This is a genomic window from Gluconobacter aidae, assembly GCF_009547075.1.
GTDB lineage: Bacteria > Pseudomonadota > Alphaproteobacteria > Acetobacterales > Acetobacteraceae > Gluconobacter > Gluconobacter aidae.
Genome location: NZ_WIPH01000053.1, coordinates 1 through 10,363, shown reverse-complemented (window position 1 = coordinate 10,363; position 10,363 = coordinate 1). Strand labels below are relative to the sequence as shown.

14 protein-coding genes and 2 pseudogenes are annotated in these 10,363 nt (G+C 48.8%); 12 read left to right on the top strand and 4 right to left on the bottom strand.

The window, feature by feature from the left end; all coding sequences use genetic code 11:
• Nucleotides 1–690 precede the first annotated feature (690 nt).
• The 6 genes and pseudogenes from GFJ39_RS12970 to GFJ39_RS12945 all read left to right on the top strand — a co-directional run.
• Nucleotides 691–948, top strand: a pseudogene (locus GFJ39_RS12970) (DUF2442 domain-containing protein); the annotation flags it as partial.
• Between the two features lie 103 nt (nt 949–1,051).
• The gene (locus tag GFJ39_RS12965; RefSeq protein ID WP_019088712.1) at nt 1,052–1,279 is read left to right on the top strand and encodes an AbrB/MazE/SpoVT family DNA-binding domain-containing protein; all 228 of its coding nucleotides are present in this window, start codon (nt 1,052–1,054) and stop codon (nt 1,277–1,279) included.
• Nucleotides 1,276–1,671 carry a type II toxin-antitoxin system death-on-curing family toxin gene (locus GFJ39_RS12960; protein WP_153431778.1) on the top strand — a complete coding sequence of 132 codons (396 nt, stop codon included), beginning with the start codon at nt 1,276–1,278 and terminating at the stop codon, nt 1,669–1,671. The genes GFJ39_RS12965 and GFJ39_RS12960 overlap by 4 nt, the downstream gene beginning before the upstream one ends.
• Before the next feature lie 124 nt (nt 1,672–1,795).
• Nucleotides 1,796–2,041: a type II toxin-antitoxin system Phd/YefM family antitoxin gene (locus GFJ39_RS12955; RefSeq protein WP_153431776.1), complete on the top strand. Its 246-nt coding sequence runs from the start codon at nt 1,796–1,798 to the stop codon at nt 2,039–2,041.
• Complete coding sequence (locus GFJ39_RS12950; RefSeq protein ID WP_153431775.1) at nt 2,038–2,424, top strand: type II toxin-antitoxin system VapC family toxin; 387 nt, start codon at nt 2,038–2,040, stop codon at nt 2,422–2,424. Before GFJ39_RS12955 ends, GFJ39_RS12950 begins: the two co-directional genes overlap by 4 nt.
• 15 nt (nt 2,425–2,439) lie before the next feature.
• Nucleotides 2,440–2,703: a BrnA antitoxin family protein gene (locus tag GFJ39_RS12945; protein ID WP_062021106.1), complete on the top strand. Its 264-nt coding sequence runs from the start codon at nt 2,440–2,442 to the stop codon at nt 2,701–2,703.
• Between the two features lie 79 nt (nt 2,704–2,782).
• On the opposite strand, the gene GFJ39_RS12940 is transcribed toward GFJ39_RS12945, so the two are convergent.
• Nucleotides 2,783–2,995, bottom strand: a complete 213-nt coding sequence (locus tag GFJ39_RS12940) for a helix-turn-helix domain-containing protein (protein ID WP_456303575.1) — start codon at nt 2,993–2,995, stop codon at nt 2,783–2,785.
• A 105-nt stretch (nt 2,996–3,100) separates the two neighbouring features.
• Here GFJ39_RS12940 and GFJ39_RS12935 point away from each other — a divergent pair, with 105 nt between their 5' ends.
• Together GFJ39_RS12935 and GFJ39_RS12930 are read left to right on the top strand one after the other, a co-directional pair.
• Nucleotides 3,101–3,301 carry a hypothetical protein gene (locus GFJ39_RS12935; RefSeq protein WP_062021114.1) on the top strand — a complete coding sequence of 67 codons (201 nt, stop codon included), beginning with the start codon at nt 3,101–3,103 and terminating at the stop codon, nt 3,299–3,301.
• Nucleotides 3,302–3,764: 463 nt separating this feature from the next.
• Nucleotides 3,765–4,919 (top strand): hypothetical protein, encoded by a 1,155-nt coding sequence (locus GFJ39_RS12930; protein ID WP_194285382.1) that lies wholly within the window; start codon nt 3,765–3,767, stop codon nt 4,917–4,919.
• Between the two features lie 115 nt (nt 4,920–5,034).
• On the opposite strand, the gene GFJ39_RS12925 is transcribed toward GFJ39_RS12930, so the two are convergent.
• A complete protein-coding gene (locus tag GFJ39_RS12925; RefSeq protein WP_153431771.1) occupies nt 5,035–6,072 on the bottom strand; it encodes a DUF4435 domain-containing protein in 1,038 nt (345 codons plus the stop codon).
• 3 nt (nt 6,073–6,075) lie between these two features.
• On the bottom strand, nt 6,076–7,041 hold the full coding sequence (locus tag GFJ39_RS12920; RefSeq protein WP_153431770.1) for an AAA family ATPase: 966 nt from the start codon (nt 7,039–7,041) through the stop codon (nt 6,076–6,078).
• A gap of 106 nt (nt 7,042–7,147) precedes the next feature.
• Here GFJ39_RS12920 and GFJ39_RS12915 point away from each other — a divergent pair.
• The 4 genes and pseudogenes from GFJ39_RS12915 to GFJ39_RS12900 form a co-directional block, all read left to right on the top strand.
• Nucleotides 7,148–7,480: pseudogene (locus GFJ39_RS12915) on the top strand (transposase); the annotation flags it as partial.
• Between the two features lie 90 nt (nt 7,481–7,570).
• Nucleotides 7,571–8,167, top strand: a complete 597-nt coding sequence (locus tag GFJ39_RS12910) for a recombinase family protein (RefSeq protein WP_153431779.1) — start codon at nt 7,571–7,573, stop codon at nt 8,165–8,167.
• Nucleotides 8,168–8,275: 108 nt separating this feature from the next.
• On the top strand, nt 8,276–8,929 hold the full coding sequence (gene parA / locus GFJ39_RS12905; protein WP_153431768.1) for a ParA family partition ATPase: 654 nt from the start codon (nt 8,276–8,278) through the stop codon (nt 8,927–8,929).
• Nucleotides 8,926–9,201 carry a ribbon-helix-helix domain-containing protein gene (locus GFJ39_RS12900; protein WP_153431766.1) on the top strand — a complete coding sequence of 92 codons (276 nt, stop codon included), beginning with the start codon at nt 8,926–8,928 and terminating at the stop codon, nt 9,199–9,201. The genes parA and GFJ39_RS12900 overlap by 4 nt, the downstream gene beginning before the upstream one ends.
• Before the next feature lie 61 nt (nt 9,202–9,262).
• Here GFJ39_RS12900 and GFJ39_RS12895 read toward each other — a convergent pair whose 3' ends face one another.
• Nucleotides 9,263–10,363: a replication initiator protein A gene (locus GFJ39_RS12895; protein ID WP_153431764.1), complete on the bottom strand. Its 1,101-nt coding sequence runs from the start codon at nt 10,361–10,363 to the stop codon at nt 9,263–9,265.

Below are 10,363 nucleotides of genomic sequence, written 5' to 3'. Positions count from 1 at the left end.
TTCAATTACAGATAGCTACTATCGTCACTTCACATACGCAAGCTAATTATCGTCATATTAGATTCAGTTTGAACTTATCGTCATTTCAATTACGCATGCTTGCTATCGTCATAGTGGATTCAGTTTATCGTCATAGTGGATTCAGTTTATCGTCATAGTGGATTCACAAGACGACGAAATCGTCTAATAAAACCATTATTATTCAATATGTTATCCTAACTCTGAAAAACCGTAACACTACTTAAACACCTATTAAACACTCTAAGGCTGTGGATAACTTTTTATCGCTTAAAAATTTCTAGCCACATTAAACCCAAATACCGCCCCCCGCCGGCTCGCGGCCTACAGCTGCCCTGATCGCGCATAGCGCGATCTCCCACCCGGCATCCCCCTGCTCGGCCCTTTGGGCCTGCGCTAAATGGACACGCCTACGGCGCGGAATCATGATCTAACGATGCAATGCATCGTCTCTTCACCAGCACCTCCCTTTCCCGCGTCGGCGCCTCTGGCGCCCTACGGGGCTCCCGCTCCGCGCTCGCCCGACGCCTGTAACACCAGAAAAACAGGGTAAGATCGTAATCTGCTCAAGACATATCGGTGTTCATTCGATCATTTAGCAACTCACGTGTTTCAACATGCCCGTCAGACGCCACAGGAAGGCCATACAGGCATTATCAAGTGTGATGGCTGGTAAGTTTGGATCTGTTACAGGATTTGCAGGGCGCTTCCCTGAATGATCTGGCTAAAATCGAGATCACACCGTTGGGTAAAGGCCTTCACTGGCCCCGTCTTGACGCTGATGTTCTGGTCGAAGGTCTCATCTACGGTTCCCGAAGCTGGATGGCAGCACAGATGGGACGTGTGGGCGGATCGTCCGCCAGTCCCGCAAAGGCGGCAGCCGCACGTCAGAATGGTACGAAAAGCGGTCGGCCCAGAAACGTCGCGTAAGGAAAGACTGCTGATCACTGTGAGCTAGACAGGCCGGTGAGCATGGTGGTTGCTGAAACCGCAAAAAGTTATTACATTGGTAATAACATTAGGGGGATTCACCATGGTCGAGCTGAAAGTGCGAAAATTCGGAAACTCTCTCGGGGTGGTGCTGCCCAAGGAAGTGATCTCACGGCTGAACACCCAGGACGGTGCGCCCCTGTATCTGACCGAAGCACCAGACGGCGGCTATCGGCTCGTACCCTATGATCCTGACTTCGAAACCAAAATGACAAAGGCTGAGGATATTATGCGGCGCTACCGTGATACGCTGCATGTTCTGGCGCAATGACAGTCTTCGTCTGGATAGACGAACGCGAAGCCCTGATCCTGCATGACCGGCTGTTGGGGCTGCATGGTGGCGCTTCCGGCGTACGGGATGCAGGTCTTCTGAAATCCGCGCTTGCCCGGCCACAGCAGCATGCGGCCTATGCGAATCCGCTGGATCCAGTGCATTTGGCGGCCGTCTATACGGCGGGTATCGTCAAAAACCATCCCTTCATCGATGGGAACAAACGCACGGGCTTTGTGCTCGGTGTGCTGTTTCTGGAACTGAACGGCTATTGTTTCACGGCAGCCCAGGAAGATGCTGCGAATGCGGTTCTCGCGCTGGCAGCAGGTCAGATGGATGAACAGGGCTATGCGGCATTCCTGACCGCCAATGTCGCATCCGAAAAGGTATGACGGTAGGCGAATAACGCGATGGGCGTGCTTTTTTCGTTTCCTGAGGTGGTCCTGGCGACATTTGCCTTGATAGACTAGACTAATATGACTAAGTCTTTTTTGGTAGACTCAGGAGGCTTTCGCCATGCGCACGGTCAACATCCACGAAGCCAAGACACATCTGTCCCGGCTGATTGACGCGGCCATGAAAGGGGAAAGCTTCATCATTGCCAAAGCCGGCCGGCCGATGGTGCGGGTCAGCCCGATTACGGCTCCTGAAGAGTTACAGCAACGGCGTCTGGGGTTTCTTGCTGGAAAAATCCGGGTGCCCGAGGATTTTGATCGCATGGGGCAGGACGACATTGTGTCTCTGTTCAACGGTCCGGCATGAAGCTCCTTCTGGATACCCATCTGCTGCTTTGGGCGGCCGGAGAGCCAGATAAGCTGTCAGCACGGGCGAGAGCATTGATGGACGATCCGGGCAATGATCTGGTCTTCAGTGCGGCCAGTCTCTGGGAGATCACCATTAAGACCGGGCTGGGACGGGCAGACTTCCAGGTCGATCCTCATCTGCTGCGACGCGGTCTGATCGAAAACGGTTATGAGGAGTTGCCGATCACCAGCCAGCATGCTCTGGCCGTGAGACACCTGCCAGATGTGCATCGGGATCCTTTTGACCGGATACTCGTGGCACAGGCCACGGTGGAAGGATTGCTTCTGCTGACCCATGATCCACTGGTAAAGGCTTATCCTGGCCCGATCGAAGCCGTCTGAAGGATATCGACCACTATGAGCAGCAAAAACAGGTCCATGCCCTCGCTGCACAGTGACGAAGCGGCCGAGGATTTCGTCGCGACCGCCGATCTGACCCAATATGATCTGTCCGGTTTCAAACCCATGCGCTTTGAGATCGAACCCAAGGCAGATGCCCTCAACATGCGCCTGCCAGCGTCCCTGCTGGACGCCGTGAAAGCCAGGGCGAAGGCAAAGGGCATCCCTTACACACGCTATGTCCGAATGCTGCTGGAGACCGATGTCGCTCAGGCGCGGTAAAGCTGTATTTCGACCAGAACAGAGGAGATCGGGTGATGTAGGTACGCCCGGAAATCACTCCGCGCGTCAGTCGGTGCACTCAGGCCATACTAACAGGCTTCAGGAACTCGACAGGCGTCGTTTCAAGCGCCTGCGCCAGTTCATACAGCGTCACGACTGTCGGGTTGCGGTAACCGCGCTCCAGACCGCTCAGATACTGCTGACTAAACCCGGAGCGTTCTTCCACCTGCTCCTGGGTCAGCCCCTTCTCCTGCCTCAGGCGGGCAAAATTCTTCCCGACAAGTCGTTTCATGTCCATGCAGGGACCGTGACGACTTACACACTATAAGTTTATCAACTATAATATGTAACTATTCATTCCCTCGCATTTTTTCTCTCTCTTGCCAGGAAGATATCCATGCCGCAGCCGCGCCAGAAAACCGTCAATCTCAATGTGAAAGTCACCGAGACAACCATCCGGGCGTTGAGCCGGACAGCCGCTCTTCGGGATACAACCCAGAAAGAGGTGCTGATGCGGGCCATGCTTAAGGCCGGTATCGAAGTCGATCCTCAGGATCTCGGAGAGAAACGCACGGTTCCCTGGCACGAACGTCCCTGACAGAGAGCTTTTTCTCTCTCTCCTGCCTGTTCTGGCAGACTGTTTGCTATGTTTGCCAAGGAGAGAGCGTAGAGGCTCAGGACACTAGGGGATGTCCTGAGCCTTGGGGTAAGCGGTTGGGGCCGCTCTGAAGTCACCCGCTGAGTAGTCGTCTGTAGGCTAAGGGTGGGGAGATTGTCTTTTTCGCGAGGCGTCTCTCCATCCGTTTTCCAGTATGAAAATTTCTCTGGCCCAGGGTCAAGTCAGATGTGTGGGCGGCACATTCTTCCTCATTCGCGTGAGGAACTTCCTATTATAAAGTTGCGAAGCTCATTTTTCTCAGAGATTTCTAATTTATATGATGTTGCGATAACGTGAGTTATCATGCCTTATCGTACATATTCGAGCGTTTCCATGAGTTTCCAAAATGCCGCTGAAAACTACGGTTTCCGGGATTGAGTTAAGGTGAGAGATGCAGATCCCGGTGCACAAGACATCCGTCATGCAGGCCATTCAGAGTGCTGTGGCCCGTGGATATACCTGGCATGTCTCCGGGGTTGTCTCAGCAGAGAAACTGCTGGCGCTCGAAGAGAAATTTGCCGAGCGCTATGACATAGGACTGTCCCGTTGGCAGCGCTGTCGTCAGCGGCAGAAGGGCGCAGCTGGTGTGCGTTTCTTTGCCTACCCTGAACAGGGAACGACCCGCTTCCTGTGGTGGTTACTCTTTACGGATGGAGAGAACGCAGCCTTTCAGCGGGAGCATGAACGCCGACAGGTTTCAGACAAATACGGTCGCTTGTCCTGGGGAACGGAGTTCGAATTGGTTCAGCTGCCGAGCCTGAAAGCAAAGCCCACCTGGTCCTGGCGGATGACCCGGGAGCGTGTGCAGGAATGGCAGGGTGAGATCCAGGCTGCGATCCGGACCACACGCAGTGATGATGCCATCAAGGCTGTCATGGCCCGTCTGGTGCGGCTGCCAGGGTTCAAGGGGGTGCGGCAGCAGGTCTTTGAACTGCACGGCTTTGCAAAAAAAGACTGGGGACGGATCAGGCGGAAGGCAAACTCCTGGAAACCACCGGCACGTCCGGGCTATGTGCGCTTCCGGTCTGATGAGACTGTTCCAGCGGCTCGGGTCGTACAGCGGTTGCTTGTGGGACAAGAACCTTTCGGGACAGAGCCTGTGCTTTCAAAACAGGAGAGGCCTGAGGAAGAAACAATGGTCGTTGTGAATGCCGATCGTGAGACAGGGTTACCCATTCCCCGTGGGCGTGATGCCTGCCGGGTGCTTCTGATCCGGGAAGTGGAGCAGATCCAGACATTCATCGCGGAACGCTGGTCGTATGAATCCATACGGCTCTGGCTCTTAGACCGATATGGGGCGGCGTTCGATATTCCGCTACCAGCCTTTCGGGAGCGGGTCCGGCGGGCTCTTCAGGTGAAAGCCGCGCCTGTTTTGAAAGAGGTCTCCAGAACCATCATCCAGCCTGATCCGGTCGTTGAGCAGGCAGAAGAGAAGAAGAATGAACAGCCAGAGAAGACGCGGCGTCTGACCTGGGAAGAAAAGCGGGCCGGGCGGTTCCCTGGAAGTGGGACAACCGTTGTTCATAACAGCAAGCCCAACCGTGACGAGCTCTATTGAGAGTAAAAGAGCGGTAAAGGTACAGTGGTGCTATGATATAGACTGGTCTGCACTTTGACTTCCCTGTCATTGCGCAAGAACGCGACAACAGGGAATGATGTAATAGTACCGTTTATTATGGAAGTTGGGAATCATGTTTTAATGCGATAGAAAACTTCTCTTTTATTTTGTTGAAAATATAATCTTCTTTAAATGAATTATCATTATATATTATGGTTGGTAAATCCATTTTTTCGTTAAAAACATTAAGTATTTTTCGTTTTGTTTCTTCTTTTATCTGATCGTTTTTATGAGTTTGTTGATCTACATATGAAATTTCATCGTTTAGTATTTTGTGTTTTAGGCACTCTAGGAGCGGAATAACTATTTTCTCTTCGAGATCATGGCCGCGTATAAAACGGTATGCATTATCTTTTTGTAAACCTAAACTACTTAAATGCCCTAAATATGAATTATATTCTTCTAAAAGACCATTATCTTCAATATATTTTAAATATTTTTCCTTCTTTTTATTTGATTTTACTGTTAATTCATTTATTATGTGTGAGCATAAATTATAATTTTCGTCAAGAAACATTTCTTTTGAGGTGGAGAAGTGAAAAATTTCATGATATTGTTTAGAACTTTCCAGGGAAGATCCTCTATTATTTAGATAGGCAAACATTGAAAAAGATTCAAAAATAATATTTGATATTTTTTTTATTTCTTCATTGATATCAAAAGAAACTTCAAGATCATATTTAATTTTACTGGATATTAACTTTATTGATTTTTCGCAAAAAATAACACTCTCAGTGCTATACGAAAAAGTATGTATTATAAATTTGTTTTCAGATAATTTCTTTGCATATTCACTATTTTCTGGGCATATATAGTCAAAATCGCTATCTACTGCGACCATAACTGTTTTATTAAGAGTATCGTACAGCTTTGTTAAAGCTCCTTTACCGCGAATTTTAATTTCATCTGAGCCTTTTCCTAAAGATTTATTTGTCGCTATCTTAAAAGTATATCTATTTTTAGCTAAATCGTCTATAACTTCTGTCCAAAAGCGTTTATCATTTTCATCTTCTATGTATATGATACCTTTCCCGTCAAAGTCATATGCTGAAATATAATTAGGGTCAGTTAGATATTCAGTGAAGCTTTTCATTTTTTAATCTTTCACTTCAATATCGGAAATATCTGTAAATTTATCCATCCACCCGTTCATTACTATCGCAGGACTGTGTGTTACAATAATAATTTGACTTTCTGGATTTACGTATCTAATTTCAGATATAAGTTTCTCTTGCCAACTTAAATGAAGAGATATTTCTGGCTCATCCATTAAGATGATTGATCCATCAAGAAAAGAATTAGCCACCTTTAAAAAGATAAATATAACTTGACGCTCTCCAGAGGAGAGATTTTGCAGTGAAATTTTAGAGGATTTTGATTTTTTTATAGAAATTTTATCTTTTATTTCTATAGATTTCCCACCTTCTTTAAAAAATGAATTGATAGATCTGGATAATCTTGAAGCTACGGAAGCATAGCGCTCGTCATTTTTTTTTCCATTAAATATTAATATTTCTTTTTGAATCTCCATATCTAGTATTGTTTTTGTGACTCCATCGCTTCCTTTTATTTCATTTATGGAATTAGCATTCATATTTATTGTTGATACATATTGTGTTTTTATATCTGATTGTTTATGTAAGGTTTTACCTTTATGGAATTTCACACCCCCTAGTTTTGCAGTTATGCTGCGGGGTTTTTTGTCAGGATTTTTTAAAGATAATATACTCCGGAGAGATTTAATTTTTTCTAATTGGGTTTTATCGAGCTTTTCGCTCATATTTTCTTCAATTATATGTAAAAAACTGTCTAAATCTGACGGTTTAATAATTTCCTCTTTGGCTTCAATAAATGAATCATCTGAAAATGTGATTTTAGACGACGATGCTTTGCATATATGTTCTGCGCCATCTTGATGGGACATCTCCCTGAGTATATTTAAAATAGTAGACTTTCCAGCCCCATTTTTTCCAACAAGAACATTAATATCTTTCAAATCCCAGTTGATATTTTTACTCCCAAAAAGGTTTTTAATATTTATATTTTTAATACATTCTATCATAGTATAACCTGCCTATATATTTCTGACATGATTTTACAATATAATATAATATTATCGAAAATTCAATGTAGAGAATTTTGCTTCAATCTCCGCAGGGAGATTGAAGATGACCGACTTATTTGGGCTGGCGGATGAACAGATGGAGCGTTTGCGGCCGCTCTTTCTCAAGGGCCACGGTAAACCTCGTGGTTGATGACCGCCGTGTGCTGAGCGGAATCATTTTCGTGAACCGTAATGGTATGCGCGCCCGTATGGTCCGCACAAGACGCTCTACAACCGCAGGAAGAGTTGGAGCGTCTTGTGCGGACCATACGGATGCTGGCGGACTGGGGTTATGATGCTGACTGGTTTCGGGATGCTCTGGAAGAAAAAGGGATCTCTGCCCTGCATTCCAGAGCGGAGATCCCGCGGCAAACCGGTCAAATACGATAAACGCCGCAACTGTCATGTTTTGGCTATAGTCAGATTGGGACAGACCGAAGCCACGGTGTATCAAGGGCTGCATGGTGGTTTTTCCGGGAGGGTTCAAATGGGACAGCGCGCGGTCATCTATTGCCGGGTTTCCACGGCTGATCAGTCATGCGTGCGCCAGAAAGATGAGCTGAAGCGGTTTGCCGAACGCGCGGGCTATGAAGTGTCTGGCATCTTCATGGAGACCGGTTCTGGCGTCCGGGTGGATCGGGCCGAGCGTCGAAAGGTCATGGCACTGGCCCAGGCCCGTGAAATTGATGCCATCCTGGTGACGGAGCTGTCCCGCTGGGGGCGCTCAACCATTGATCTCATTTCCACGCTTCAGGAGCTGGAGAGCTATCGTGTTTCCCTGATCGCCATAACGGGGATGACGTTCGACCTGGCGACGCCACACGGACGGATGCTGGCGACGGTTCTGGCCGGGATCGCTGAGTTCGAACGGGATCTGATTAGCGAGCGGGTGAAGTCTGGTCTGGCCGCTGCCAAGGCGCGCGGGAAGGTTCTCGGCCGACAGAAAGGAGAGCGGCCGAAGTCTGACCGTCTGGCTCCGAAGGTTCTGGCGCTGGTGGCAGAAAAGCGGAGTTATCGGTGGATCGCCCGTGATCTGGGAATCAGCAAGAACACTGTTGCTGCCATTGTGCAGAGGGAAAGGTGAGTTTATCGGCCGTTGAATATGGGTTGCTTTCTGTCGTTCTCTATTGTCGGTCTAGTAGGTTATCGCGTATGACTGCATGCAAACATGCGGTCATGTAAGGACGTTCACATGCCAACAATAGCGATTATCAGTCAGAAGGGTGGGGCTGGAAAAACCACTCTGGCTTTGCATCTGGCTGCGGCTGCTGAGGATACTGGCCATACGGCATTGGTGATTGATGTGGACCCACAGGCAACCGCGAGCCAATGGGCGGCATGGCGTAAAGATGCTCCGCCGGTTGTGATTGACAGTGCTCCGCCGCGCCTCGCGGCTAAGATCGAACAGGCAATGAGTCAGGGCGCTGAGTTCATCGTGATTGATACTCCGCCTCACGCTGATAGTGCGGCTAGTGCTGCCGTTGAAGTCGCCGATTTAGTGTTAATTCCATGTCGGCCGAGTGCATTCGATCTGGCAGCGATCAAAACTACTGCCAGCCTTATAAAAATGCGTGGCAAACCAGCCTTCGTCGTTTTTACAGCGGGAAGTCCGACCGCTCCGCGTATGTATGAGGAGGCCACACAGCTCGTAGAAAGCTACGGGCTAAACGCCTGCCCACATATTATCGCTGATCGTGCAGTTTTTCGTCATGCGGCGGCGGAAGGGAAAACTGCAATGGAAATAGAGCCAAAAGGCAAGGCGTCTGATGAGCTAAGGCTGCTTTACAAGTGGACATGCAAGCATGTAAACATGCAATCATCGAGAAAGCGGAGAGCTAGTGCATGAGCCGGAAGGGGTCTCTACTGTCGTTGCGGGATCGTGCTTCCGCAATATCGTCGGCTGTAGCCACATCAGAAAGCAAGGTTGCTGCCACAGACAGCAAGCCGGTTGCGCCGAGCCGTCAAGGAAAGAAAGCCATGACGGGCTATTTTAGCCCGGAAATGTCGTTTGCCATGCATATGACCGCCAGAAAGCATGGGATGAGTTTACAGGACGCGATGGCCGACGCGTTTAACGACTGGCTACGCAAGATGGGAGAAAGTCCTGTAGGCAAGTAGGTAGGTGTACCTGAGGTTATGTTTGCATGCACGCATGTACACTTGCCAGCGTGCGTTGGAATCAGCGTATTGGGCTGCGTTCGTGCCGTTTTTTGCAAAAGCCAATAAAGGCACCGGCAGGGCTTTTAAGCTCGGGTTTCCCCATGTCGTGCCACCATGAAACCCATTCGTCATGGAGAGCATAAATGTCATATCCTGGCGCAACAGTTTTAGCGTCATGCATGGTTTCGGGATCAATGTAGGGGGCATCCCTGACGGGGACAATAACGTCGGCCTTTGTGTTAAGGCTCAAACGGTTGCGAAATAGAATGATGTCGTCGGCCATTGTGATGGCATAGTCAGGAAAATGAGCATGGCTGGTGTCATGCGCACAAACTTTCTTAACCAAGGATCGAAAGACGCGAAGCGGGCTATTTGAGCCACATTTTTTTTGCAGCAGCTCTAATCCGATCTTCCATTCATCTTTCATACCGCAGTGTTTGCGGGCTAGCTCGTACATGCGTCGTTCGAATGGTTTACGAAGTCGGAAATAGTCTCGGTGAAGTGTTAGGACGTTCTTGCTGATGACTGAACGATAGACCCACTCTGACAGAGTGATTTCGAGATCAAGCATTCGACCATCAAACGTCTTACGGGTGATTCTAGCTTCTTCGATCAAACCGAAAATTCGCGTCTCTTCAATGCCGCCTGTTTGAATGTTGGTTCGCACGGTTGTTCCGCGCAAGCGCGTCAACGCGTCGGTCAGTAGTCTATAGCCTGCTCCGCTGGTTTGACGGTTGGTAGCGACCAGCATGTCATAAGCTTGAAGGCGGAGTGTTCGGCCTGGTTGTTCGCCGTGATTCATTTTCGCAACGAGCTGAGAGATGCAGTAGATTAGGATATCCTTGTCATGGATCGTTGCCAGCCCTTTGCCAGACGGGATGATCTCTATGATATTCCCATTGTGTTCATAGCGTCGCATCCGAGTGTCAGGCTTGGTCGAGAGCGAAAAAACAGGATGCTCCATTGACGCCATATCATCTTTGGGAATGGCATCGAGCACGTCACAGATGAATAGGTCCTGATTTGGATGGCGGACTGGCAGGAGGGGTGTGCGATCTTCACCTTCCATAGCCAGGGAAGGCGCAATGTCGAACAAGGAAGGAGAAGATTCTATCGTCAT

Excerpts from the sequence above, each read along its gene's own strand:
- GFJ39_RS12965 (WP_019088712.1), top strand. The coding sequence starts at position 1,052 with ATGGTCGAGCTGAAAGTGCGAAAATTCGGAAACTCTCTCGGGGTGGTG.
- GFJ39_RS12960 (WP_153431778.1), top strand. The coding sequence starts at position 1,276 with ATGACAGTCTTCGTCTGGATAGACGAACGCGAAGCCCTGATCCTGCAT.
- GFJ39_RS12955 (WP_153431776.1), top strand. The coding sequence starts at position 1,796 with ATGCGCACGGTCAACATCCACGAAGCCAAGACACATCTGTCCCGGCTG.
- GFJ39_RS12950 (WP_153431775.1), top strand. The coding sequence starts at position 2,038 with ATGAAGCTCCTTCTGGATACCCATCTGCTGCTTTGGGCGGCCGGAGAG.
- GFJ39_RS12945 (WP_062021106.1), top strand. The coding sequence starts at position 2,440 with ATGAGCAGCAAAAACAGGTCCATGCCCTCGCTGCACAGTGACGAAGCG.
- GFJ39_RS12940 (WP_456303575.1), bottom strand. The coding sequence starts at position 2,995 with ATGAAACGACTTGTCGGGAAGAATTTTGCCCGCCTGAGGCAGGAGAAG.
- GFJ39_RS12935 (WP_062021114.1), top strand. The coding sequence starts at position 3,101 with ATGCCGCAGCCGCGCCAGAAAACCGTCAATCTCAATGTGAAAGTCACC.
- GFJ39_RS12925 (WP_153431771.1), bottom strand. The coding sequence starts at position 6,072 with ATGAAAAGCTTCACTGAATATCTAACTGACCCTAATTATATTTCAGCA.
- GFJ39_RS12920 (WP_153431770.1), bottom strand. The coding sequence starts at position 7,041 with ATGATAGAATGTATTAAAAATATAAATATTAAAAACCTTTTTGGGAGT.
- GFJ39_RS12910 (WP_153431779.1), top strand. The coding sequence starts at position 7,571 with ATGGGACAGCGCGCGGTCATCTATTGCCGGGTTTCCACGGCTGATCAG.
- parA (WP_153431768.1), top strand. The coding sequence starts at position 8,276 with ATGCCAACAATAGCGATTATCAGTCAGAAGGGTGGGGCTGGAAAAACC.
- GFJ39_RS12900 (WP_153431766.1), top strand. The coding sequence starts at position 8,926 with ATGAGCCGGAAGGGGTCTCTACTGTCGTTGCGGGATCGTGCTTCCGCA.
- GFJ39_RS12895 (WP_153431764.1), bottom strand. The coding sequence starts at position 10,363 with ATGACGATAGAATCTTCTCCTTCCTTGTTCGACATTGCGCCTTCCCTG.